This window comes from Solemya velum gill symbiont (genome assembly GCF_002020255.1).
Classification (GTDB): Bacteria; Pseudomonadota; Gammaproteobacteria; order Chromatiales; family Chromatiaceae.
In genome coordinates this window covers 150,457-174,592 of record NZ_MPQG01000002.1, presented here as the reverse complement: position 1 = coordinate 174,592, position 24,136 = coordinate 150,457, and the positions used below count along the sequence as shown (strand labels likewise).

Sequence of the window (24,136 nt, the reverse complement as noted above, 5' to 3'; positions counted from 1 at the left end):
CGGCTGATGCAACAGCTGCGTGGACCTGCGATACTGTTATTTTTGAGTCTCTCCGGGAAAATAGTATGTGTGGCTTCGCAGGATTTATTGATCCTGGCCGGTCTGCCGGCGAGATGAAGGCGCTTGCCTCATCGATGGGCGACACGATTGTGCATCGAGGACCGGATGATGCAGGTGCCTGGGTAGACGAGGAGAGCGGTATCGCTCTTGCGCACAGGCGATTATCAGTTGTGGATCTCTCCGCAGCAGGCCATCAGCCAATGGAGTCCAGCAGTGGACGCTACGTCATCGCATTCAATGGCGAAATCTACAATCACCTGCAGTTGCGCGAGCAGCTTGAGGCATCAACTTCACAGCCGCTTTCGTGGCGAGGGCACTCCGATACTGAAACCCTGCTGGCAGCATTTGAACAGTTAGGCATCAAGCAAACCCTGGAAGCCTGTGTCGGCATGTTTGCGATTGTCCTGTGGGATCGCATGGAACGTCGGCTGACCCTCATGCGGGACCGTTTCGGCGAAAAGCCACTCTATTACGGCTGGGTCAATAACGCTTTTGTATTCGCATCTGAGCTGAAAGCACTGCGCTGTTTCCCCGGTTTCGACAATTCCGTATCGCGTGAATCACTTGCTGCCTATCTGCGATTCAGCCATGTACCTGCGCCGTTAACGATCTATGAAAATCTCTACAAGCTGGAACCCGCTTCACTGGTGAGTTTCAACGGGGCGCAAAGAGAGACAAGCGGAAAGCCACAGACGCAAAGTTACTGGTCTCTTTCCGATGTTGCTGAAAATGGCATTACCAACCGTATCAATGATGAAGATGAGGCGTTACATACGATAGAGACAGGATTGCTTGAATCGGTACGCCTGCAATCCTGTGCCGATGTTCCGCTTGGTGCTTTTCTATCCGGTGGTGTTGATTGATCACTGATTGTCGCCCTGATGCAGCAGCAGGCATCTTCTCCGGTGAAGAGCTTTACCATCGGTTTCGAGGAGGCAGGATTTGATGAGACTCCACATGCCCGTGAAGTTGCTACCCACCTTGGGACTGAGCATCACGAACTCTTTGTGACATCAGCCGAGGCGCAGCAGGTCATTCCACAACTGCCACATATTTACGACGAGCCATTTGCCGATTCATCACAGATTCCGACGCACCTGGTGTGCCGGGCGGCGCGTCAACATGTCACCGTGGCACTTTCAGGAGATGCCGGTGATGAGCTTTTTGGTGGCTACAACCGCTACCACTGGGCGCCCCTGGTATGGCAAAGAGTCGCATGGATGCCGCATCCACTGCGTCGTCTGCTGGGTAGCCTGATTCGCCTGTTGCCTGTTGCCGGTTGGGATGGAGTGAACAGTTTGCTGCGCAGCAGGCAAGCTGTTGCTCAGCTTGGAGACAAGGCACACAAACTTGCCGTGCGATTGCAACATACAGCTTCACTGGATGATCTCTATTTTGCTCTTGTCAGTGAATGGCTGAACCCTGATCGTATTCTGCAGAGTTCATCATCAAAGACAATGGCAGCTGTTGGTAACGACAAGTTGCCTGTCGGGCTGCCACCGGTCGAGGCCATGATGCTGCAGGATAGTCTGAACTACCTGCCGAACGATATCCTGTGTAAAGTTGATCGGGCAGCAATGTCTGTCAGTCTCGAGACACGCATCCCGTTTCTGGATCATCGCGTTGCTGAAACAGCATGGCGTTTGCCCCTGTCGATGAAAATGCGTGACAATACGGGTAAATGGATGCTGCGCCAGTTGCTCTACAGAAAAGTACCGCAGGAGTTGATTGAACGGCCCAAGACAGGTTTCGCAATTCCCGTCGGACAGTGGTTACGTGGCCCATTGCGTGAATGGGGAGAGATGCTGCTCAACGAGACACGTCTCGAACAGGAAGGTTTCTTTAATCCGCAAGTCGTGCGTGAGACCTGGCAACAGCACCAGGGCGGACGCTACGACTGGACAGCACGCCTGTGGAGCCTGTTAATGTTCCAGGCCTGGCTTGAAAGAGAAGGGAGGCAATAGGGATAGGGATGACAGGGAGAATGTTTCGGTGCTGAGCTACTGGCTGATGTATCTGCTGCCGGGTGTTGCAGCAATCTTTATGGCAAACAGGCTTAGGGATCATACGCTGAGCCCCTGGGTAGGGATGTGGCTGCTGTATGTCATTCTGATCGGTCTGCGATTCGAAGTGGGTGGCGACTGGTTCAATTATCTCAGGCACTACGAATTTGCACTGCATTACGATCTCAAAGACATTTTACTCGGCAAGGGAGGTGATCCGGGTTATGTACTCCTAAACTGGATAGCAGCGAACAATGATTGGGGAATGGAGTTCGTCAACCTTGTGTGTGCGATCGTGTTTGTTACCGGATTGATCAATTTCTGTCGCCAGCAACCGGCACCATGGATTGGATTCGCTGTTGCTGTTCCTTACCTGGTAATTGTTCTTGGCATGGGCTATACGCGGCAGGGAGTCGCACTCGGTCTGCTTTTCTGGGCGTTGATCTGGCTCGAGCGCAGGCACTTGTGGCACTTTCTCTTCTTTATCGGTATCGCTGCCATGTTCCACAAAAGCGCGGTAATCCTGGTTCCACTGGGACTTTTTGTTACCAAGGGAAACTGGCTCTATCGCATCATTGCAGTCGCTTCAGTCCTCTACGGACTATGGAGCCTGACGCTTGCCGATGCAATCGATTCCATGTGGGTTAACTATGTTGATGCGCAAATGCAATCTTCCGGGGCACGGGTGCGCGTGTTGATGAACCTGTTGCCGGGACTGGTATTGCTCTTTTTCCACAAGCGCTGGCGGGTCGCTTTTCCCGAGGGTCGATTCTGGTACTGGATGGCGCTTGGCTCAATTGCTGCTGCTGGCCTGGTTGAGTTTGCATCGACCGCGGTCGATCGACTCTCTCTCTACCTGACACCCTTGCAGGTGGTGGTACTGTCACGACTGCCATTTTTGCTGTGCAAGGAAATATCACCTGAAACCCTGGCAGTGATTACAATACTAGGATATGCAGCTGTGCTGTTTGTGTGGCTCAATTATGCAACACATGCAGTACACTGGATTCCTTACCAGAACACGATGTTCCTGTGGTGAACTGATGTCACAACTGATTGCTCTTGTCGCCAATAGCGCATGGAACCTCTATCATTTCCGCGGCAACCTGGTACGCCGCTTACTGCAGGAGGGTTACCGGATTTTGATCATCGCCCCACGTGATGACAGCTCGGATAAACTTGTCGATCTTGGCTGCCTGGTAGTGGAGCAGCCGATGGACATCAAGGGTACAAACCCGCTTGCTGACCTGCAGACAATGCGGGAGTTAAAGCGGCTGTATCGTGAACATCAACCCGATCTTGTGCTGCACTTTACTATCAAGCCTGTCATCTATGGCAGTTTTGCTGCACGCTCATTAAAGATTCCTGTTATCAATACCATTACCGGACTGGGAACTGCTTTTTTGAGTGGTAGCTTGTTAATGCGAATCGTCGAGGTGCTCTATCGACACTCCCAGCGCTGGCCGTCTCGTGTTTTTTTTCAGAACCCGGATGATCGCAAGCTGTTCCTGTCGAAGCAGCTTGTTGCAGAAGAGAAGAGTGTCTGCCTGCCTGGATCAGGTGTAGATCTCAAGCGTTTCATTACGACTGAATACCCGTCCTCCAAACCGGTCACGTTCCTGTTGATTGCACGACTGCTACGTGACAAGGGCATTGTCGAATTTGTTGAAGCAGCCCGGCAGATCAGAAAAGACGATGCGCAAACCTGTTTCCAGCTACTCGGTCCACTCGGAGCAACTAACCGGACAGCTCTGGACGATGATGAAGTTGCCAAGTGGGTGGAAGAGGGTATCGTCGAGTATCTCGGTGAAACTGATGATGTGCGGCCCTTTCTTCAGGCTGCACACTGTGTTGTGCTGCCATCCTATCGTGAGGGTACTCCGCGTGCTCTCCTTGAGGGAGCAGCGATTGGTCGTCCTCTTATCGCCACAGATGTACCGGGTTGTCGCGAGGTGGTTGATTCCGGCGTTAACGGCCTGCTGTGCGATGTCAAAAATACCTCGTCACTTGCCGCTGCGATGCAGCAGTTTCTCGATATGCCTCTGGAAAAACAGCTTGAAATGGGAGTTGCAGGAAGAATCAAAGTGGAGAAAGAGTTCGACGAGGAACTCGTCATTGGCGCCTATCTGGCTGAAATACCAGAATTAGTTCAATAATAATTGCAGATATTTGATATTTATCAATACAAAATCCGGAATAGTGAATTAGAATTAGCTTAAGTACTAAATAAGCCGGGAGGCGATCATGACTAACGAAGCACTGCAGGTTGATTGCGCAGAGTGGCGTGAAGTCGCAGAGACAGATGCAGAGGCGATGGAAGTCATCATGGAGATGATGATCGAAGCTGAGGAAGAGCTCTGTGAAGATGAGGCTGCTTGAATAATTACCCCTTAAAAATACCCCTTGAGATAAAAAAAGAGACCCGCAAACGCGGGTTTCTTTTTTTCCTTCTGCATCTATCTGGGGAATTCTATTCGTCTGTGTAACCCTGCGGATTTTGAGACTGCCATCGCCATGTGTCACTGCACATAGCATCCACATCCAGTTCTGCACTCCAGTTGAGTAGCCTGCCGGCCTTGGATGCATCAGCGTAGACGCAAGCCAGGTCGCCCGTACGTCTCTCGACGACTTCAAGCGGAATATCTTTGCCAGATGAGTTTTCGAACGCTTTCACCAGTTCAAGCACAGTCACTACCTTGCCTGTGCCGATATTGAATGCATCAAAACCGTTGCAATGCTCCAGGTAATCGAGAGCTGCGACATGTGCATGGGCAAGATCCATTACGTGAATATAGTCACGCTCACCGGTTCCATCACGCGTTTTATAATCACTGCCAAACACCTTGAGTTGTGCCAATCTGCCTACCGCGGTCTGGGCGATGCATGGCATCAGGTTGTTGGGTATACCCAAGGGGTCTTCACCAATCTCTCCCGAGTTATGCGCACCGACTGGATTGAAATAGCGTAGCGAGATGGCAGCTGCACCTGGTACTGATTTACACCAGTCACCCAGTATCTCTTCAACCATAAGTTTGCAGCTTCCATAAGGAGTAGCAGCATTTACCGGGTGCTGTTCATCATAGGGAAGGTATTGAGGTGGGCCATAGACAGTTGCCGATGAGGAGAAAATGAAGTTATGGCAAGCGGCCTTGTTCATGGCCTTCAGCAGGGAGATGCTGCCTTCGACATTATTACTGTAATAGCGCAACGGTTGCTCGATACTCTCACAGATAGACTTGAGACCGGCGAAGTGGATAACAGCCTGAGGTTGGAACGCAAGCATCGCTTGTGTCAGCTGCTCGGTATCACGAATATCGATCTGCAGAGACTCAAAATCACGCCCGGCCAGTTTTCTGACACGCTGCAAGGCAATCGGTGAGCTGTTGCAGTAGTTGTCCACCACTAGTACATCGTGTCCGCAGTCCAGCAGTTTCAGCAGGGCATGTGTTCCGATGTAGCCGGCGCCGCCTGTGACAAGTACCTTCATGAAGCAGGGTTTCCCGTGAGAAGATGAATCTGTTAATTTGATTTCAGGAGTCTCTGTTAGACAATCTCTGCACCCAGACTTAATCAGAGGCCCCTTTAATACCAACTGAAGGGTACCCACTCTGTTATGAAAAGGAAAGCGAACACATGGAGATAGAGAGTCTCCTCAAATCAGCCTGTCGGGGTCAGCCTGTGGAATTGCCAACAGGGGAGGAGAGTATTTCAGCTCAACTGTTTGACGAGGCAAGGCACCAGGGTATTGCGTCGTTGCTATGGCATCTCCATTCCGACGCGGGTGTGCTGACAGAGTGGCCGGCTGATCTTCTCGACAAGTTGAAACAACAGGCACGCCAGGAAGCTGCTACGGAAATGATCCGCGAGGCAGAAGTGCAGGTGATGCTGGAGGCATTGCAAGAGAAGGGCATTGATCTTCTGCTGATTAAGGGCACACCACTTTCAGCACTGCTTTATCCGGCTATCGGACTACGCCCTCGTTGTGATACCGATCTGCTGGTTGCTGAAGGGGATGATGTCCGTGCAGCAGAAGTCTTCAAGGCACATGGCTACAGCTCTTTCTTTGAAAATGCAGGTGATTACCTCAATTCACAGCGCTCCTTCCGGCGCAATGACGAGAGCGGTTTTACCCATGCCTTCGATCTGCATCGCCAGATCAGTAATGCGAGCATCACTTTCAGCCATCGTATGGGTTTTCATGAACTCAATCGCAGGTCGGTCAAGGTGCCGTCACTGGGGTTGGCAGCGAAAACTCTTTCACATGTCGATGCCTTGCTGCTTGCCTGTATGCATCGTGCCGGCCATTTCGCCGAAATGGGTGAGCGTCTCATCTGGCTTTATGACATCCACCTGCTGACAGAAGCACTCTCGTCGGCAGAACTTGATAAACTGGTTGAGCGTGCAGGTGAGTTGGAGGTACGCGGTTTGTGTGCCGATGCGTTGAATGCTTCGAACGACTGGTTTGCGACACGCATTCCGACGGGGCTAACAGATACGTTACAGCAGGGTGCTGAGAATGAGGCCTCGTTTGCATTGCTGACCCCCGGTCGCGCCTCGCGTATCAGGAATACATTATTGATGGATCTGCAGCAGATAAGCAGTTGGCGCGAACGCGGAAGATTACTGTTGCAGCGACTCTTCCCTCCAGCCGATTACATGAGGTGGCGCTACCGGGTGAAACACAGGTGGCTGTTGCCTTTCTATTACATTTACAGGTTGGGGCAGGGTGTTCGGCTATTGTTTATGTAGAAGCCCCGTCCCGGGGCGGTTTCCTGCTAATAGCAGGAGCGGCGCTGCACCTCATGGCCTGTCTCGCCATGTCTCCGCCTGATCGCTAAACCACGGCGCGAAAGGAACTCGCTCACTGCGTTCGCTCAGACACCCCTTCGCTTGACCCGTGGTTTGAGCTGGCTCCGCCAACATCGAGACAGGCCATGAGGTGCATCACCTGGAGGGCGATTAAGTGCTGATATTCGCCTTGTACCTCGAACCTCCGACCTGTAAAATGCCGCGCCTTACTATCGATTAATCATGTGACCTCTCGTATGGGCCACCACTGAACGGAGCATCTAATGCCTCAGATTACCCTTCCTGACGGAACTTCACGTCAATTTGATCAGGCTGTTACTGTCGCCGATATCGCCGCATCAATTGGCGAGGGACTGGCCCGTGCAACACTTGCCGGACGCGTTAATGGCGACCTGGTCGATGCCTCTTTCCTTATAGAAGAGGATGCCGAAGTTGCGATTGTCACCAGTCGTGACGAAGAGGACGCACTCGAACTGATTCGCCACGATGCCGCACATGTCATGGCACAGGCAGTGCAGGAGCTGTTTCCCGGTACCCAGGTCACAATTGGCCCTGCCATCGATAATGGCTTCTATTATGACTTTTCACGTGAAGAGGCGTTCACGCCGGACGATCTGCAGAAAATCGAGGATCGCATGCGTGAAATTGTCGGCCGCAAACTGCCGATCGAGCGCGAAGTGTGGGATCGTAACGAGGCAATCGAGCTTTTCAAGGGGATTGGTGAGCATTACAAGGTTGAGCTGATCGAGGCGATCCCTGAGGGCGAAGAGGTCTCTATTTACCGCCAGGGTGACTGGTTCGACGTCTGCCGTGGTCCGCACCTGCAAAACACAGGCAAGCTGCCCAAGGGTTTCAAACTGATGAAACTGGCCGGCGCCTACTGGCGCGGTGACAGCGACAATGAAATGCTGCAGCGTATCTATGGCACAGCATGGCGTGACAAGAAAGAGCTAAAAGCCTATCTCAACCGCCTTGAAGAGGCAGAGAAGCGCGATCACCGCAAGATCGGCAAGACACAGAATCTCTTCCATACACAGGAAGAGGCGCCCGGTATGGTCTTCTGGCACGACAAGGGCTGGAGTGTCTACCTGACGGTGCAGCAGTACATTCGTGACAAGCTGCGCGATCACGGTTACCAGGAAGTGCATACACCGCAGGTCATCGACCGTAGCTTGTGGGAGAAATCAGGTCACTGGGACAAGTTCGGTGACATGATTTTTACGACACATTCGGAAAACCGCGACTACGCAATCAAGCCGATGAACTGTCCGGCACATATCCAGATTTATAATCATGGCCTGAAAAGCTACCGTGATTTGCCGTTACGTCTCGCTGAATTTGGCTCATGCCACCGTAACGAGCCTTCCGGCACACTGCACGGACTCATGCGTGTACGTAACTTTGTACAGGACGATGCACACATCTTCTGTACCGAAGAACAGATTCTTTCCGAGGTGCTGGCATTCAATGACCTGCTGTTCGAGGTCTACAAGGATTTCGGTTTCGACGATGTGCTGATCAAACTCTCCACGCGTCCGGAAAAACGTGTCGGTTCAGACGAGACCTGGGACAAGGCGGAGAAATCCCTGCAGGATGCGCTTGATTCTCGCGGTATCGAATGGGAACTGCAGCCGGGTGAAGGCGCCTTCTACGGACCCAAGATCGAATACTCGCTGCGTGACTGTCTCGATCGTGTCTGGCAGTTGGGTACTATCCAGCTCGATTTCTCGATGCCGGAGCGTCTTGGTGCCACCTATGTGGCCGAGGACAATACCAAGCAGACACCCGTGATGTTGCACCGTGCAATTCTCGGTTCCCTGGAGCGTTTTATCGGAATTCTGATCGAACACTACGCTGGCGCAATGCCTTTCTGGCTGGCTCCAACACAGGCCGTTATTGCCAATATCACCGACAAACAGGCCGAATATGCAAAAAAAGTGGCAGAAAGTTTGTCAAATCATGGATTTCGTGTCGAAACGGACTTGAGAAATGAGAAGATCGGCTTTAAAATCCGCGAGCACACATTGCAACGTGTTCCCTATCTCCTGGTCATTGGTGATCGCGAGATGGAAAGTGGCGCTGTTGCCGTGCGTACGCGAAGCGGGGAAGACCTCGGCTCGATGCCGGTAGATGAGGTCATCAAGCTCTTCAGTGAGACAGTTGCGTCGTACCAGTGAATAAATATCGGAAAGCACCGCCCGAACGGTGCTTTCGCTTTTTTTAATTTGTGAGGATTTCTGCAATCGCCAGACAAGATAAACGTAACCGTTTGAATGATGATATTACTGCAGTCGAAGTTCGACTGATCTCTTCAGAGGGTGGACAGCTAGGTATTGTTTCTATCGAAGATGCGAAGAGACAGGCAAAGGAAGCAGCACTCGACCTGGTCGAGATTCAGCCAAATGCGGAACCACCTGTGTGCCGCATCATGGATTACGGCAAGCATGTCTTCGAGCAGAAGAAGCAGCAGCAGGCAGCGAAGAAGAAGCAGAAGATCGTTCACGTTAAAGAGATCAAGTTTCGACCTGCGACAGACGAGGGCGATTACAAGATCAAGTTGCACAACCTGATCAAGTTTCTCGAAGCGGGAGACAAGGCGAAGATCACCATGCGTTTCCGTGGTCGCGAGCACGCCCACCGTGAACTCGGTTTCGAGTTTCTGCAGCGTGTCGAGAAGGACCTTGAAGAATACGCAGTTGTCGAGCAGAAGCCGGCAATGGAAGGACGCCAGATGGTTATGGTCATGGCGCCGCGCAAGAAGTAAGCGCAACACAACAGTTTTTTACAGGCTCCCGGGTGACAGGCATTACCTCAGGGAGCTGTTTTAGTAACCAGGGGATCATGAATCCCTTTAATTGGAGAACGAAAATGCCAAAAATCAAAACCAATCGCGGTGCCGCCAAGCGGTTCCGTAAGACTGGCTCTGGTGCGTTCAAGCGCGCGCAGTCCCACCGTCGTCATATTTTGACCAAGAAGAGCACCAAGCGTAAACGCCATCTGCGCGCTGCAGCAACCCTGCATCATGCTGATGTAGCAGTTGCACGCCGTATGCTCCCTTACGTCTGATTCCGGAGGACTGAACAATGCCAAGAGTAAAACGTGGTGTAACGGCTCACGCCAAGCACAAAAAAGTTCTTAAGTCTGCGAAGGGTTACTACGGTGCCCGTCGCAAGATCTATCGTGTCGCCAAGCAGGCAGTCATCAAGGCGGGCCAGTATGCCTACCGTGACCGTCGCCAGAAGAAGCGTCAGTTTCGTGCGCTCTGGATTGCACGTATCAATGCTGAAGCACGCAACAACGACATCTCCTACAGCCGCCTGATGGACGGTCTGAACAAGGCTGGTGTTGAAGTTGATCGCAAGATGCTGGCTGACCTGGCTGTCCACGACAAGGCTGCATTTAGCGCCGTGGTTAACCAGGCCAAGGCAGCACTCAACTAAAACGACCTGATTTTTCAGGTGTAAAGAAGGGGAGTGGACCTTGACGGTCTTACTCCCCTTTTGCTTTAAGGAAACGTAAACCATGTCATCAGAACTGGAACAACTTCTTGAAACCGCAATCGCGGCTGTCGCTGAAGCAATGGATCTGCAGGCGCTCGATGCTGTGCGAGTCTCTTACCTGGGTAAGAGCGGAGCTTTTACCGAACAGCTCAAGCAGCTGGGAAAGCTGCCTAAAGAGGAGCGTCCCGCTGCAGGCCAGGTAATCAACCAGGCCAAGCAGGCGTTGCAACAGAAAATCCAGGAGAAGAAAGTACAGCTGGAGACGGCTGGTCTGCAACAGCGCCTTGAGCAGGAGCGTATCGACGTAACCTTGCCGGGTCGCGGACAGGGCACCGGCGGTTTGCATCCTGTCAGTCGTACCATGCGACGTATCGAGACATTGTTTCGCAGTGCCGGATTTGATGTGGCTGAGGGACCGGAAATCGAGGATGACTTCCATAACTTTGAAGCACTCAATATCCCCGAGCATCACCCTGCGCGTGCCATGCATGACACCTTCTATTTTGATGAACACTTGCTGCTGCGTACGCACACCTCGCCGGTACAGATTCGCACAATGGAAAATGCCGAGCCGCCGCTGCGCGTAATTGCGCCCGGACGTGTTTACCGCTGTGACTCTGATCTGACGCACACACCGATGTTTCACCAGGTTGAAGGTTTCGTGGTCGACAAGAATGTCACCTTTGCCGATCTCAAGGGCATACTGCACGATTTCCTCGTGAGTTTCTTCGAGGCTGAACTGAAGGTGCGGTTCCGTCCTTCCTATTTCCCCTTTACCGAGCCTTCGGCCGAGGCGGATATCGAGTGTGTTATCTGTGGCGGTGAAGGTTGCCGCGTGTGTAGTCACACGGGCTGGCTCGAAGTGCTGGGTTGCGGAATGATTCACCCTGAAGTATTCCGTCACGTCGGCATCGACAACGAAGAGTTTACCGGCTACGCCTTTGGCATGGGAGTTGAACGTCTCACCATGCTGCGTTACGGCGTTAATGATCTGCGTCTCTTTTTCGACAATGATCTGCGTTTTCTCGAGCAGTTTGCTTGAGTGCCGCCAATCAATAATGACAATTGAACAGAGAAGATAAGAATGCGATTCAGTGAATCCTGGTTACGTGAGTGGGTTAATCCTGCTGTAGATACTGAGACACTTTCTCACCAGTTGAGCATGGCAGGTTTGGAAGTCGACAGTGTTTCACCGGCGGCACCTGACTTCAACGGCGTTGTCGTTGGTCTTGTGACTGCGCTGGAACAGCATCCGGATGCCGACAAGCTGCGCGTTGCACAAGTTGACGTCAACGGCGACGAGTCGCTACAGATAGTCTGTGGTGCAAAAAATGTTGCCGAGGGTATGCGTGTGCCTGTTGCGATAGTCGGTGCCGTATTGCCTGGTGATTTCAAAATCAAGAAGGCAAAGCTCAGAGGGGTGCAGTCACTTGGTATGATCTGTTCAGCATCCGAACTGGGGCTGGCTGATTCCTCAGATGGCATTATGCCTCTTCCTGCCGATGCACCATTGGGAACTGATTTTCGTGAATACCTTAATCTTGATGACACCTGCATCGAGGTTGACCTGACACCTGATCGTGCCGACTGTTTCGGACTAATCGGAGTTGCACGTGACGTCTCTGCAATTCATCGCTGTGAATTTATTGATGCCGCAGGTGACCATGTCACCGAAGCACAGGTCGACGATGTGATTCCAGTTGAACTGCGTGCGGAAGAGGCCTGTCCGCGTTACCTCGGGCGTGTCATCAAGGGTATTGATGCAACCGCTGAAACACCACTGTGGATGCAGGAACGCCTGCGCCGTGGTGAGATTCGTTCGCTTGGTCCGGTTATCGATGTGACCAATTACGTTCTGCTTGAACTGGGGCAGCCTATGCATGGCTTTGATCTCGACAAGCTCTCGGGCGGTATCCATGTACGCATGGCAGAGCAGGGCGAAGAGCTGGTCTTGCTTGACGGTGACACGGTACAACTGCGTGACGACACGCTTGTGATTGCCGATGACAAGCAGGCGCTTGCAATGGCAGGCATCATGGGAGGCGAGTCGAGTGCAGTGACAGATACCACCAGCAACATTCTGCTTGAGGCGGCATTCTTTAATCCGCTGGCAATTTCCGGCAAGTCACGTTCCTACGGTAAACACACTGATTCATCACATCGCTTTGAGCGTGGTGTTGATCCACAGTTGCAGCGCCGGGCAATCGAGCGTGCTACAGAACTGTTGCTGGAGATATGCGGTGGCCAACCCGGACCGGTTATTGAGGAGATGGCAGCTGGCTTTGACAAGTCACCTGCTGCTATCCAGTTGCGTAGCTCGCGTGTTGAACGCCTGCTGGGTGTTTCTGTTGACGCTGAATCTATTGAGCAAATTCTCACGCATCTCGGTATGCAGTTGGAAGCAAACGGCGAAGGCTGGATGGTGATGCCACCAAGCTGGCGTTTTGATATCTCCATCGAGGCTGACCTGATCGAGGAGATCGGCCGCATCTATGGCTATGACAATATTCCGTCACGTCGTGGTCAGATGTCGGCAGCGATGGCACTTGAGCCTGAAGCTAACTACGCACTTGATGAGGCGAAATCACTGCTGGTGGCACGTGATTACCAGGAGGTAATCTCCTACAGCTTTATCGACAAGGGGAAGGCCAGCAAGCTTGATCCTGAAGGTGAGCGTATTCTGCTTGCCAATCCGATCTCGGCTGATATGTCGACCATGCGCCCGACGCTTTGGGGTGGTCTACTTACAGCAGCTGCATACAATAAGGCACGTCAGCAGGAGCGCATCCGAATATTCGAGACTGGTTTGAGGTTTCTTAAACAAGATAATGAAATTAAACAGGAAAAGTGCCTGTCAGGACTTGTCAACGGGGCCGTTTCCGATGAACAGTGGGGTGATGCCAGTCGTGTTGCCGATTTCTATGATATCAAGGCAGATGTAGAAGCATTGCTGGATGTTGCCGGTGCCGGAGAAGAGTTCTCCTTCGTGGCCGGGAGTCATCCTGCCCTGCATCCGGGACAGACAGCGCGAATCGAGAAAAATGGTGAACTGGTTGGCTGGGTTGGTTTATTACACCCGCAACTCGAAAAAACGTTTGATATGTCGGGTAAAACCTGGCTCTTCGAGCTGAATCTGGAAGTGCTGCAGCAGGGTAGCATTCCGGCATTTGAGCCTCTGACCAAGTTCCCGTCAATTCGTCGTGACTTTGCCATCGTGGTCAATGCCGATGTGAGTTGGGCAGACATTCAGGCTGAGATCAGAAAGAGTTCCCCTGAAATAGTACGTGAAATTCTTCTGTTTGATGTCTATACTGGAGAAAACGTCGAATCAGGCACAAAAAGTCTTGCTTTAGCGCTGATTTTACAGGATTATTCTAAAACATTAACCTTGGAAGAGGTTCAGAGCGCAACCGAGCAGGTACTCGAAGCACTCGAATCTCGATTCGCAGCAAAATTGAGGGATTAACAACCTATGGCACTGACAAAAGCAAACCTGGCTGAAAACCTGTTTGATGAGCTCGGGCTTAACAAGCGTGAAGCAAAAGAACTTGTCGATCTATTTTTTGAAGAGGTGCGCGGTTCACTGGAGCAGGGAGAGCAGGTAAAACTGTCCGGCTTTGGTAATTTTGACTTACGCGAGAAACGTCAGCGCCCCGGGCGCAACCCAAAAACCGGTGAAGAGATTCCAATTACCCCAAGGCGAGTGGTGACATTCCGTCCGGGGCAGAAACTCAAGACAAGGGTAGAAGGTTATGTTGGACGCGAGTGAAGCACATATCGAATTGCCTGCGATTCCAGGCAAACGCTATTTCACAATCGGTGAAGTGAGTGAGCTCTGTGCAGTCAAACCGCACGTGCTGCGCTACTGGGAGCAGGAGTTTCCTCAACTCAAGCCGGTCAAGCGACGCGGCAACCGTCGTTACTATCAGCGCCACGATGTGCTGATGATTCGCCAGATCCGCAGCCTGCTGTACGAACAGGGCTATACGATCGGTGGTGCACGTGGACAGCTCTCCGGTGAGAGTGCCAAGCAGGATACCAGCCAGAGTCACCAGTTGATCAAGCAGTTGCGCATGGAGCTCGAAGAAGTTCAGCAGCTTCTCAAGCGTTAATTCATTGACAACACGGCAGCCTGAAAGTAGGATGCCGCTTCTCCTACGAGTCTCTTCTCGTCGGTACCAGATTTCGGGGTGTAGCGCAGCCTGGTAGCGCACCGCAATGGGGTTGCGGGGGTCGGAAGTTCGAGTCTTCTCACCCCGACCAATTAAACAAAGGCTTAGATCTCATCTAGGCCTTTTTTATTGTCTGGAATTCGAGTTTAGGTAACAGCCTAGGTAACACATAGTATTTTATGTCACTCAACACTTAATTTTTCAGTTATTTTCGTTTGATCTAGAAAGTAACAGGGTTTACGCAGTTTGTTGCCATTTATTAATGAAGATGACAAGTCGGTTTCCAGGTGCCAGCCAAACTTAGGCGCTCGGGGTGCGAATGACCCATTAAGCAAAGGGCTTCCGCCAATGACTGCTTTCGGCCAGAAGCGGTCATTAGAATTCAAGCTAAATTCACAGCCGTTTTAACACTCAATCTCATGAAAGAATTGAATCGTCTCTTCGATATCATCATCGGAATGCAGGTCAAGGAAGAAGTGTCCGGTCCCTACGATAACTACGAGCCTAGTTCGATCACCGTCAACAAAGGTTTTAACCAAGCGATTAAGATCCGGCATGCGGTTGTCTTCGCTTGCAGCGATAAAAAGGATCGGTTTTTTGGTGCCCTTCATCAGGTTAGGAAGTAGGCGTTCAGGTGAAACCCGATAATTGCTGACAAAAGAAGCAGCATTTGCCGTGGCCTGGGGACAAAAGATGAAGTTAGTATTTCCCTTCAGTACATCGCCTTTACCTGGGGCAAGTAGGAGGTCGGTCTGTTCCAGTATGCCGTTGAGCTCCTTTCCATAGCGAATCTTGTAACCAGCGGGGCTACACATGCGGTGATCTGCAGTGCCTGGCTCCAATAAAACAATACCCTTGATGATTTCGTCATTGCTATTTGCAGCATAACGGGCAATTTCATTTCCGCCATAAGAGTGTCCAAACAGGATCAGCTTTTTCGTACCTCTCTCCTTGAGCCATTTCATCTATCTGTGTCGCGATTTCTGCGTATGTCATACGGCGCTGCAGGTGTATTGAGACCACGGCTTCATCCTTCGGAAAGCGTCTGGCTATGGCGTGAAAGTGTGTGCTGGAATGGTTTCTCCCAGCAGCGGTGTATTGCCACCGCGATGAAAATAGCTTTTACCATAGGTCGTCATGACTGGTTATTTCTCCGCCTCGTCCTGTTCAATCTTCTCCCAGTAACTGTCTACCCGGGCCTGTATTTCGTCCAGCAGCTTTTCATTTCGCGTTGGTTCAAACAGGTGGCGAAAACGCCCCTGTAGTGAAAGGTAGTCTTCTACCGGAACACGTTTTCGCGGGACCTTGGTGTGCGTGACCTTGCCATCGATATATTCTTTCAATGGCCAAATGCCGCTCTTTAGCGCAAGCTGTCCGATATGGACGGTTTCCCTGGGGTCGAAGTCCCAGCCAGTCGGACAGGGGGAAAGGGCAATGATCATGCGCGGCCCCTTCATGCCTCGTAGTTTCTCTATTTTCTTGGCGAGGTCGAGCGGTTCGGCACCGATCACGGTGGCAACGTAAGCCGGATTGTGCGCAGCCCAGACACTGAATAGGTCTTTCTTGTAGCCGCGAAACCCCGCAAACCCCCTGCTTGTTGCCGTTTTCGCGGCATGAGGCGTTGCCCCCGAGTACTGCTGTCCGGTATTGCCATAACCCTCGTTGTCATAGCAGACATAGATAAAGTCCAGGTTGCGCTCCATGGCTCCTGAAGTGGCAGAAAGCCCCATGCCGTAGGCTGCACCATCGCCGGTTAGAACCACGACTTCCAGGTCGTCATCCGTGGTGATGCGTTTCTGTTCCAGAAGAATATCCAGGGCGTCGCGTATGCCCTGCGCGCCGGCGGGTGCCGATGCCATGGCCGTGTAGAGCCATGATCCCCTGAATGGTGTGAAAGGATAGACTGACAGCAGGGTCATACAACCGGCCGCATTGACAAAAACGGTTTTCTCACCAAGGATGTCGTAGATTCCGTTCAGTGCTTCCAGACCTCCGCAGCCCGCGCACATTGGAGTGCCGGTCCCCAGTAGGTGAGTGGAAGGGAGGTCCCTGGTACTGCGAATCATCTTCTCGATTTTTTCGCTCATTGTGCCTCTCCCTTCTTATGTCCAGAGTTGTTATTGAGTTCATCTCTTTCGGCACGGGCAACTGCCTGAAGTTTCCGTATTTCGCGAAGCTCTTCCCGGGTGTAGAGCAGCCTCGGTGGTGGAGTCACGCCACTGCTGGCGGCCTGTTTAATCACTTCTGCAATTTCGAAGAACTCTTCGATTGCGATATCCCGCCCCCCGAGGGCGCCGATAAAACTGGCCAGAATCGGCTGTTTGCCGGACTGACCATAAAGTGCTGTGGCCAATTCGCTGTGCAAAACACCGCCCATGCCCATGGAGATATTCTGGTCAATTACGGCGATGCCTTTCCTGTCGGCTAGTAGATGTTGCAGCTGACTTGCAGGAAATGGGCGAACCAGGCGCGGCCTGACAAGACCGATCGACCACCCGCACACACGTAAACGATCAACCGCCTCTTTCGCCTTGGTAGCAAATGAGCCGAGCATGACGAAGAGATAATCGGCATCGTCGGCGCAGTAGCTCTCGACTGCCGAGTGGCTGCGACCAAAGCGTTGACCGAATTCTTCGGCTATCTCTTCATAGGCTGCGAGGCCATTCATGGCTGCCAGGTGAGTTTCATAACGGAAGTAGGAGTAGGGTCCTCCCCCAAGCACTGCCACGGCCTGGCTCTCTGGAGCGCTGGCGGAGAAATGGATGTTCTCCGGATCAAAGTTGCCGACAAACTCCCTCGCGCTCTCTTCATCGGGGATGACGACAGGCTCACGAGTAAATGAGAGATAGAAACCATCCATGTTGACGATGACCGGCAGACGTACCCGCGCGTCTTCTCCGAGACGGTAGGCAATCAGGATGCTATCCAGGATTTCCTGGCAGCTGGCGCAATGAATCTTAAGAAAACCGCAGTCGCGTGCAGCAAAGATGTCGTTATGATCTGGTTCCAGGGTTATCGGCGAAGAGAGCCCACGCGAGACATTGACCAGAACGAATGGTGCTCGCCATCCTGACACCGTGTAAAGCATTTCCATGCCGTAAAGGAGACCTTGACTGGATGTTGCGCTGAATGTCCTTATGCCGGTAGCAGCTGCACTTCCTGCAGCAGTAATCATCGAATGTTCCGACTCCAATGTTACCAGTCGTCCGGGCATCTCCCCGTTGTCGATCCACTCGCTCAGGCTTTCAATAATCTCGGTCTGGGGAGTGATCGGAAAGGAAGGTATGTAATCAACATTTGCCAGTCTTGCACCCCAGGCAGCTGCAGCGTTTCCGGTTAACAGGGTACGCTTCATTTCTGTTCTCCTTCCTGCGTTTCAGCTTCTAGTGCCTGTGCCTGCGCCTCGGGAATTGCTTCAATAGCATGTGACGGACATTGTGCCACGCAGACAAGACATCCCTTGCAATGATCGTAATCGATAATTGGAAGACTCTCCTCGACCTCTATAGCGCCATCCGGACAATAGCTGCCACAAATCCACCAGCATTTTTTGCACAGGTCGTAGTCAATAATCGGACGCTGGGTTCGCCATAGCCCGGTTTTCACTTCAACACTGGTAGCGGGCGCATAGATGGCCGGTGCTGATGTACGTGCATCCTCAAAGGGTAAATCAATCCAGCCAGGCAATGCGTAACTGTCGGCGCTTGCAAGACCGCCCTCGGTAATCGCTCCTTCGTTATCTGCCATGGACTCATAGGCGGCAAGCGCGTTTTCAAGGTTCTTTTCGATAACGGTTGTTCCGAGTTCGGAGAGTTCCTCCCTGATCGCCTGTTCAAGTGCACGGTTGGAAATGACACCGGTAAGCCGTGCAGAGGCGCCGGTGCAGGTGGCACCGATATAGGGGAGTTCGGCACGTTCTGATACCTCTTCCTTGAGCGACAGGATAAGGACAGGGCATTCAAGGTTGAGGCGATGCCGCCACTCCGATTCCTCCTCGTTGCTGTTGATCAGCAGCAGGGTATGCGCGGTAATGCCTGCCATCACCCCGGCAGCAGGAACAGGTACAAGGCTGTCATCGGCAACAATGACCAGGTCTGGATTGAGGATGATTCCGCGTTCGTTTATCGGCTTACTGTCAGCACGTACATAGGCAAAAATCGGTGCGCCGCGTCGCTCGGCCCCGTAGCGCGGTGCATCCTGGACTTCGTAACCTTCAAGGAAGAAGGCAGTCCCGAGAATACGGCTGGCGGTTTTCATTCCCTGTCCGCCGCGGCCGTGAAAGCGAATACGATACATGCCGTTTGCTCCGTGCTAGCACTTGCTTACGTGAGTGATGACCTGTTTCATACCCAGTGCCCCGAAGTGGAAAAGAGAGAGAATCGCCGGAAACTCATGGCACGTTCTATCCGCTGTAATGCAATTTCCATGGATGCAGTCCGTGGCAGAATCTGCTGCTCCACAGACGCTTTTAGTACCAGCTCGGTATTACGCCGAAGCTTTTCCTCAATTGCATCCATCGCACTGGATTGACCTGCGCAATGGTACTCCATTGCCGCACAAATCACCCCGCCGGCATTGGCGATAAAGTCGGGAATGCAGAGTACTCCCTTTTCATGCAGGTACTTTTCAGCACCGGCAGTGAAGGGAATGTTGGCGCCTTCAACGACGAGTTTGGTATTAAGCCGATTTACATTCTCCTCGTTGACGACATCAGGTCGGGCAGCCGGAATCCAGATGTCGCACTCGACATCGATTACTGCATCTCGATCGATATGTTCGGCATCTTCATAGGCTGTCACGCTGCCACCTGACTCCTTTATTTTCACAAGGCTGCCGACATCCAGACCGCCGGGATTGTGGATGGCTCCCCTGGAATCGGCTACTGCGACCAGCACGGCGCCCTTGGCAGAGAGGAAACGTGCGATATGTTTTCCCACTGCGCCAAATCCCTGCACAACAAAACGCGCACTCTCTATTTCGAAGTCACAGTAGTCCAGCGCAACATCGACAACATGGCTGAGCCCGAAACCGGTTGCGCCGATTTCATCGAGAGGTATGCCGCCGATTTCTCTTGGTAAGCCGACAACCCTGTCTACCTCATCTCTTATCCATGCCATGCACTCTTCGTCTGTTCCCATGTCGGGTGCAAAGATGTAGCTCTCCTCGTTGCGCAGTGCCTGTGCAAGGCCGCGCATCAGCTTCTCCTTTTTCCCCTTGTCCATCCTGGGATCACCATAGATCACGATCTTGCCACCACCATGGGGAAAACCCGCTGCTGCGTTCTTGAAGGTCATTGCCCTTGCCAGACGGAAGCACTCCTCCGTGGAGACGTCCGGAGCAATGCGGATCCCCCCGATTGAGGGTCCCTTGGCGACATTATCTATCACCAGGATTGCTTTAAGATCAATGGACGGTTCATGCACATGGATGACCTTGAGTGGCCCGAGTTTGTCTGATAAGTCAAAAATCCCCGTCATTGCCTGCTCCATTGCGTCTTGTATTAAATGCTGATGATAAATATAAACTCCTCTAATATAAAAATAGTCGAAAAAGGCCATTCCAGGTGAATATGTATAATTAAACAAGGCGGTGAAGAGAGATGATTGCATTTGCTGATATCAGGGAGGCGCAGGATAGAATCCGGGATTTTATCTATAAGACCCCGTGCGCTCATTCAGAGACACTGAGTCACCTCACCGGGTGCAATCTCTATCTCAAGCTGGAGAACCTGCAGATGACAGGCTCGTTCAAGGAACGCGGCTCACTCAACAAGATTCTGCAGTTGAATAAACAACAGAAGGCCGTCGGTGTGATAACCGCTTCTGCCGGCAATCATGCCCAGGGTGTGGCACACGCTGCAGGATTATGCGGTATCCGTGCCGTTATCGTGATGCCGGAGACGACCCCGTTGGCAAAGATCCAGGGAACCAGTCAGCTTGGCGCTGAGATTGAGCTATACGGCAGTAGTTATGACGAAGCCTATGAGAAGGCGTGCGAACTGCAGCAGTGCCATGGATACACATTTATTCACGCCTTTGATGATCCAGCAGTGATTGCCGGGCAGGGCACCATTGGCCTGGAATTGGTCGAGCAGGTGCCTGACATTGATGCGGTCGTTGTTCCTGTCGGGGGCGGTGGATTGATTTCTGGAATCGCATTGGCTGTCAAGGAGAGTCATCCAGATATCGATATCATCGGGGTAGAGGCCGAACGCCTGCCTGCCATGCAGCAGAGTGTTACGTCTGGCCGGGTCATCCCGTTGCGGACTGCAAACACGATTGCTGACGGCATCTCCGTCGCCAGGGTAGGGGAGCACACTCTACCGATTGTTTCGAAACTGGTTTCACAAATTGTTACGGTCAGCGAAGAGGAGATCGCAGCTGCGATCATGACACTGCTAGAAAGGGAAAAGAGTCTTGCAGAGGGAGCCGGAGCCGTCGGCGTTGCAGCGATGCTGCAGCATCGCATGTCATCACTAAAAGGTAAAACAGTGGTTGTTGTAGTCAGTGGGGGAAATATCGATATGACCCTGCTAGCACGTATTATTGATCGAGGGCTTGAGAATGACGGCAGGGTTTCCTATGTCACCGTGGTTGTTCCAGACAAGCCCGGCAGTATTGCGATACTTGCCACGCTAGCAGCAAGGCATGGCGCCAATATTCTTCATATCACGCAGAACCGTCACGCCAGTGAGGTCGGATTGGAAGAGAGCGAGGTAGAGCTGACACTGGAGACGAAAGGGCATAATCACGTTAATGAGATCATCGCAGAGCTCAAGAAAAACGGGATCAGCGTCAAGTCGAATAATCTGGACTGATCCGTCACTAGCCCTGTCTACTCGCTAGCAGATTCTTGTGTCCCCTAGCTGCTTGCGTCAATCAGGATGTGGTACCACTGTCTTCAACTCGTTGGCCAGCAGGTTCCGAAAAAGCCATTCTTCGGCATTTTTTGGCTGCCATAGTCCCATCATCTCCAGGTAGGGACGCAAGTATGCAGGGACGCTCAGGGTGAACAGGGCGCGTAACAGGGCTGGCACCAGCAGGCGTTTCGAACGTTTTTTGTGTTTTAGCCTTTTCAGTGCTCCGCCCAATGCCTGTTCCGCTTCAGTGAAATCAGTACCAAAGGGGAACTTAGGGAACAAGCCTTCGTCCTTGTGTGCCGCAATCACCTTGAGCACACGTTCCGGATAATTGTCTACAAACTGTGTCGGGATCTCATAGTCCTCGCGCAATTTGCCTGCAGCCTTGGCCTGTTTCATCAATTGCGGCTGGAACCGCGAATCGGCAATCTTCAACAACTCCTCGATGATCTCCGAGTCGGTCTTGCCCTGCAGTTCGGCGATGCCGTACTCAGTAACCACGATGTCCCGCAGATGGCGCGGAATGGTCGTGTGGCCATAGTTCCAGACGATATTGGAAAGCACCGTGGCCCCTACTTCACGGGTTGCTCGAAGGTTGAGGATCGAGCGACCATCCGGCAATTCATGGGCCATAACCACGAAATTGAATTGTCCTCCGACACCGCTGACCACGCGTCCATCCTCAAGGCCATCGGAAACTGCAGCTCCCGACAAGGTGGCCAACATGCAGGTATTGACGAAGCGCGCATTTTTACGCTGCAAGCGGTCGATCTCCTCATGCCCGTACAGTTGGTTAACGCGACGGACGCTACGCATGTTGAACAAGCGTCGCTCTTTCGGCGGCAATGCGGACAAGGCCTCATAGAAGCTGTTGGGGCCGAGAAAAAATCCACCGTGCACCACAGCGCCCCTTAGCAAACGCTCACCCAGGCAGTCAGCCATAATACGCGCCCTTGAATCCGCATCTCTCAGGTCGGAAGATATAGACTCCCCCGACAACATGTGGATGCAGCCTTTACTATAGGTAAGCCCTTCGCGCAATATGCCGTAGTGCTGCAGATAATCGAAGTCTTCCCGAGTCAGGTTGCTATGCACCGCTTTACGCTCCAGCAACAATTCCAGCGTGCGAGGAGTTACCTGGTGGTCTATCAATTCTTCATTGAGCAGTCGCTGCAGCGGCAGGTCGTCGAAAACGATGCGTTTGAGAACTCCAGCTTTATAAAGGTGATAAAAACCGTCCACCACCATTTCACTGCCGCCAAATATTCCCTTTTCAAAGGGTCCGGTGTCGCCGCCGACCCGCCTGATCAAATCTCCAAAATTTTTCTCGGCACCCAGCTCCTGCAACAAGGCCCGGTAGCGCTCGTTCTGGTTATGTCGCAATAGCAGTGCGTAGACAAAGGCATCACCGAGGGCGCCAATACCCACCTGCAGTTCACCATCATCATGAATCAGCGCGGACACCCAAAGACCGATTAGATATTCGCGATCGGGAATGGATAGTTTAGGCGTGCCGAAGGGGCTGAAGTAGCAATCAGTGTTATCCAGAATGTAATCGAAGGTCACAGCAGGCACTTCGGCATCACCGTACATATAGGGCAGCTTCGGGTTGATCTGGCCGATCGCCGCATAGGGTGTACCGTCGCTCTGTTGACGCTCATGCATTTTGGCCACAAGGTCAAGTGACACGTCCGGATTACAGCTGGCGCTTACCATATTACTCCCTGGCGTTTCGTCAGGTACCAACAGCTGGGCCGATACATTGGCACCGCGATTCATCAAATCGCGTACCACGTGCGTATAGTTGCTGCTAATGTATTCCTGCTGGATCCTGGGGTGGTGCAGGTATTTTCCGGGTGGAAAATAAAATTCGATCACCCGGACGTTTTCCGGCAAACGGTTGGCCATTCGATCGAGCTCATAGTCGAGATCCGGGTAGTCACTGAAAATCCGATCGACAAACAGCTCCAGAAAACGATTCTCCAGTAGGCTGTTTCCCTTGGGGCGTTCCAGGGTAAGCGCGGTCAAAATCGTCAACTTCAATTCAGGGTCGTTTTTTGCACGCTGATAAAAGGCATTGATCACGTGATTGGCTTTGCCGGCCGCCAGAGGGGTTGCCAGGCGTATGTCGTTACCAACACGTTCAATCACCAATTGAATCAGTTGCCCGACATCGTGCAAAATTAGCGGTTGGGTTTGTTCGGACATTATTCCCTTGCCTCCTACTTTAAATTTAGCAGATCCTTGAAAGTCGATCGGGATACAGATCAGCTATTCTTAAGATAAGGACATAGAAACCATCAACGCAGACAAAACCACCGAAAACGAATCGCGTCTGCTGACTTTGATCTGGACGCTGGCAGCTGAATTGCACGTCGGACGCAGCCTGCCTTCCCCATCATTAACTTGAATACAAGACTATAAAGGCTCCAGGCGGTGATCCAGCACGGTGTGGTGACTTTAATAACGTAGACTGCAAATTTAAGGATGGGTCTCGCGGATCGTTAAGTTTATGTAAGGCAGTCGTAGCTAAAACTATAGGATCATCTAGGCCTGAACTATCAGATTCACCTGTGAAGATTTCGCCAAATCAAAACGATTCAAATCTCCCCTCATTAGAACGACCAATTTCTCCGAATACAAAGAAACGATAAGAGAAATGCTTCTTATTGTCGGGTGCGAATGACCGCTTTGGGTCGGAAGCGGTCATTAATCAAGCTGATTCATCTTCTG

General features: G+C 52.1%; 20 protein-coding genes, 1 tRNA gene and 1 pseudogene. 15 read left to right on the top strand and 7 right to left on the bottom strand.

Going from position 1 to position 24,136, the window contains the following annotated elements; genetic code table 11:
- Window positions 1-65 precede the first annotated feature (65 nt).
- The 4 genes and pseudogenes from asnB (at window position 66) to BOW06_RS13190 (ending at window position 4,442) form a co-directional block, all read left to right on the top strand.
- Window positions 66-2,024 (top strand): annotated as a pseudogene (gene asnB / locus BOW06_RS13410) (asparagine synthase (glutamine-hydrolyzing)).
- Window positions 2,025-2,052: 28 nt separating this feature from the next.
- Window positions 2,053-3,102, top strand: a complete 1,050-nt coding sequence (locus tag BOW06_RS02855; protein WP_043115445.1) for an EpsG family protein — start codon at window positions 2,053-2,055, stop codon at window positions 3,100-3,102.
- 4 nt (window positions 3,103-3,106) lie between these two features.
- A complete protein-coding gene (locus BOW06_RS02850; RefSeq protein WP_179115087.1) occupies window positions 3,107-4,219 on the top strand; it encodes a glycosyltransferase family 4 protein in 1,113 nt (370 codons plus the stop codon).
- An 88-nt stretch (window positions 4,220-4,307) separates the two neighbouring features.
- Complete coding sequence (locus BOW06_RS13190; protein ID WP_256857532.1) at window positions 4,308-4,442, top strand: hypothetical protein; 135 nt, start codon at window positions 4,308-4,310, stop codon at window positions 4,440-4,442.
- 91 nt (window positions 4,443-4,533) lie between these two features.
- Here BOW06_RS13190 and galE read toward each other — a convergent pair whose 3' ends face one another.
- Window positions 4,534-5,550: a UDP-glucose 4-epimerase GalE gene (gene galE, locus BOW06_RS02845; protein WP_043115447.1), complete on the bottom strand. Its 1,017-nt coding sequence runs from the start codon at window positions 5,548-5,550 to the stop codon at window positions 4,534-4,536.
- 146 nt (window positions 5,551-5,696) lie between these two features.
- Between galE and BOW06_RS02840 the strand changes: the two genes are divergently transcribed.
- The 10 genes from BOW06_RS02840 to BOW06_RS02795 all read left to right on the top strand — a co-directional run bounded on the left by BOW06_RS02840 (window position 5,697) and on the right by BOW06_RS02795 (window position 14,635).
- Window positions 5,697-6,812 carry a nucleotidyltransferase domain-containing protein gene (locus BOW06_RS02840; RefSeq protein ID WP_078452724.1) on the top strand — a complete coding sequence of 372 codons (1,116 nt, stop codon included), beginning with the start codon at window positions 5,697-5,699 and terminating at the stop codon, window positions 6,810-6,812.
- A gap of 323 nt (window positions 6,813-7,135) precedes the next feature.
- Entirely contained in the window at window positions 7,136-9,049 is a 1,914-nt protein-coding gene (gene thrS / locus BOW06_RS02835; RefSeq protein WP_043115450.1) for a threonine--tRNA ligase, read from the top strand.
- A 65-nt stretch (window positions 9,050-9,114) separates the two neighbouring features.
- The gene (gene infC / locus BOW06_RS02830; RefSeq protein WP_043116564.1) at window positions 9,115-9,636 is read left to right on the top strand and encodes a translation initiation factor IF-3; all 522 of its coding nucleotides are present in this window, start codon (window positions 9,115-9,117) and stop codon (window positions 9,634-9,636) included.
- 104 nt (window positions 9,637-9,740) lie between these two features.
- The gene (gene rpmI / locus BOW06_RS02825) at window positions 9,741-9,938 is read left to right on the top strand and encodes a 50S ribosomal protein L35 (RefSeq protein ID WP_043115452.1); all 198 of its coding nucleotides are present in this window, start codon (window positions 9,741-9,743) and stop codon (window positions 9,936-9,938) included.
- 17 nt (window positions 9,939-9,955) lie between these two features.
- Window positions 9,956-10,312, top strand: coding sequence for a 50S ribosomal protein L20 (rplT, locus tag BOW06_RS02820; protein ID WP_043115454.1), 357 nt, complete (start codon window positions 9,956-9,958; stop codon window positions 10,310-10,312).
- 82 nt (window positions 10,313-10,394) lie between these two features.
- Entirely contained in the window at window positions 10,395-11,414 is a 1,020-nt protein-coding gene (gene pheS, locus BOW06_RS02815) for a phenylalanine--tRNA ligase subunit alpha (RefSeq protein WP_043115455.1), read from the top strand.
- A 42-nt stretch (window positions 11,415-11,456) separates the two neighbouring features.
- Window positions 11,457-13,838 carry a phenylalanine--tRNA ligase subunit beta gene (pheT, locus tag BOW06_RS02810; RefSeq protein WP_043115456.1) on the top strand — a complete coding sequence of 794 codons (2,382 nt, stop codon included), beginning with the start codon at window positions 11,457-11,459 and terminating at the stop codon, window positions 13,836-13,838.
- Window positions 13,839-13,844: 6 nt separating this feature from the next.
- Window positions 13,845-14,141 (top strand): integration host factor subunit alpha, encoded by a 297-nt coding sequence (gene ihfA, locus BOW06_RS02805; protein WP_043115458.1) that lies wholly within the window; start codon window positions 13,845-13,847, stop codon window positions 14,139-14,141.
- A complete protein-coding gene (locus BOW06_RS02800) occupies window positions 14,125-14,484 on the top strand; it encodes a MerR family transcriptional regulator (protein ID WP_043115460.1) in 360 nt (119 codons plus the stop codon). Before ihfA ends, BOW06_RS02800 begins: the two co-directional genes overlap by 17 nt.
- A gap of 74 nt (window positions 14,485-14,558) precedes the next feature.
- A tRNA-Pro gene (locus BOW06_RS02795) sits at window positions 14,559-14,635 on the top strand.
- Between the two features lie 313 nt (window positions 14,636-14,948).
- Here the strand turns inward: BOW06_RS02795 and BOW06_RS02790 are convergent.
- From BOW06_RS02790 to BOW06_RS02770, 5 genes are all read right to left on the bottom strand, one after another.
- A complete protein-coding gene (locus BOW06_RS02790) occupies window positions 14,949-15,509 on the bottom strand; it encodes an alpha/beta hydrolase family protein (RefSeq protein ID WP_043115462.1) in 561 nt (186 codons plus the stop codon).
- 180 nt (window positions 15,510-15,689) lie between these two features.
- Entirely contained in the window at window positions 15,690-16,631 is a 942-nt protein-coding gene (locus BOW06_RS02785) for a thiamine pyrophosphate-dependent enzyme (RefSeq protein WP_078454275.1), read from the bottom strand.
- A complete protein-coding gene (locus tag BOW06_RS02780; protein WP_078462824.1) occupies window positions 16,628-17,899 on the bottom strand; it encodes a pyruvate synthase in 1,272 nt (423 codons plus the stop codon). Before BOW06_RS02780 ends, BOW06_RS02785 begins: the two co-directional genes overlap by 4 nt.
- On the bottom strand, window positions 17,896-18,840 hold the full coding sequence (locus BOW06_RS02775; RefSeq protein ID WP_052131954.1) for a 2-oxoacid:acceptor oxidoreductase family protein: 945 nt from the start codon (window positions 18,838-18,840) through the stop codon (window positions 17,896-17,898). The genes BOW06_RS02780 and BOW06_RS02775 overlap by 4 nt, the downstream gene beginning before the upstream one ends.
- Before the next feature lie 47 nt (window positions 18,841-18,887).
- The gene (locus tag BOW06_RS02770) at window positions 18,888-20,021 is read right to left on the bottom strand and encodes a Glu/Leu/Phe/Val family dehydrogenase (RefSeq protein WP_179115088.1); all 1,134 of its coding nucleotides are present in this window, start codon (window positions 20,019-20,021) and stop codon (window positions 18,888-18,890) included.
- Window positions 20,022-20,143: 122 nt separating this feature from the next.
- Between BOW06_RS02770 and ilvA the strand changes: the two genes are divergently transcribed.
- Window positions 20,144-21,361, top strand: coding sequence for a threonine ammonia-lyase (ilvA, locus tag BOW06_RS02765; RefSeq protein WP_078452722.1), 1,218 nt, complete (start codon window positions 20,144-20,146; stop codon window positions 21,359-21,361).
- 57 nt (window positions 21,362-21,418) lie between these two features.
- On the opposite strand, the gene BOW06_RS02760 is transcribed toward ilvA, so the two are convergent.
- On the bottom strand, window positions 21,419-23,611 hold the full coding sequence (locus tag BOW06_RS02760) for an acetyl-CoA hydrolase/transferase C-terminal domain-containing protein (RefSeq protein WP_078454276.1): 2,193 nt from the start codon (window positions 23,609-23,611) through the stop codon (window positions 21,419-21,421).
- Window positions 23,612-24,136 lie beyond the last annotated feature (525 nt).

Bases quoted from the DNA above. Each gene is read 5' to 3' on its own strand.
- BOW06_RS02800 (WP_043115460.1), top strand. From the start codon at position 14,125: ATGTTGGACGCGAGTGAAGCACATATCGAATTGCCTGCGATTCCAGGC.
- pheS (WP_043115455.1), top strand. From the start codon at position 10,395: ATGTCATCAGAACTGGAACAACTTCTTGAAACCGCAATCGCGGCTGTC.
- galE (WP_043115447.1), bottom strand. From the start codon at position 5,550: ATGAAGGTACTTGTCACAGGCGGCGCCGGCTACATCGGAACACATGCC.
- pheT (WP_043115456.1), top strand. From the start codon at position 11,457: ATGCGATTCAGTGAATCCTGGTTACGTGAGTGGGTTAATCCTGCTGTA.
- ihfA (WP_043115458.1), top strand. From the start codon at position 13,845: ATGGCACTGACAAAAGCAAACCTGGCTGAAAACCTGTTTGATGAGCTC.
- BOW06_RS02785 (WP_078454275.1), bottom strand. From the start codon at position 16,631: ATGAGCGAAAAAATCGAGAAGATGATTCGCAGTACCAGGGACCTCCCT.
- BOW06_RS02790 (WP_043115462.1), bottom strand. From the start codon at position 15,509: ATGAAATGGCTCAAGGAGAGAGGTACGAAAAAGCTGATCCTGTTTGGA.
- thrS (WP_043115450.1), top strand. From the start codon at position 7,136: ATGCCTCAGATTACCCTTCCTGACGGAACTTCACGTCAATTTGATCAG.
- BOW06_RS02760 (WP_078454276.1), bottom strand. From the start codon at position 23,611: ATGTCCGAACAAACCCAACCGCTAATTTTGCACGATGTCGGGCAACTG.
- rplT (WP_043115454.1), top strand. From the start codon at position 9,956: ATGCCAAGAGTAAAACGTGGTGTAACGGCTCACGCCAAGCACAAAAAA.
- ilvA (WP_078452722.1), top strand. From the start codon at position 20,144: ATGATTGCATTTGCTGATATCAGGGAGGCGCAGGATAGAATCCGGGAT.
- BOW06_RS02775 (WP_052131954.1), bottom strand. From the start codon at position 18,840: ATGTATCGTATTCGCTTTCACGGCCGCGGCGGACAGGGAATGAAAACC.
- rpmI (WP_043115452.1), top strand. From the start codon at position 9,741: ATGCCAAAAATCAAAACCAATCGCGGTGCCGCCAAGCGGTTCCGTAAG.
- BOW06_RS02780 (WP_078462824.1), bottom strand. From the start codon at position 17,899: ATGAAGCGTACCCTGTTAACCGGAAACGCTGCAGCTGCCTGGGGTGCA.
- BOW06_RS02770 (WP_179115088.1), bottom strand. From the start codon at position 20,021: ATGACGGGGATTTTTGACTTATCAGACAAACTCGGGCCACTCAAGGTC.
- BOW06_RS02840 (WP_078452724.1), top strand. From the start codon at position 5,697: ATGGAGATAGAGAGTCTCCTCAAATCAGCCTGTCGGGGTCAGCCTGTG.
- BOW06_RS13190 (WP_256857532.1), top strand. From the start codon at position 4,308: ATGACTAACGAAGCACTGCAGGTTGATTGCGCAGAGTGGCGTGAAGTC.
- BOW06_RS02850 (WP_179115087.1), top strand. From the start codon at position 3,107: ATGTCACAACTGATTGCTCTTGTCGCCAATAGCGCATGGAACCTCTAT.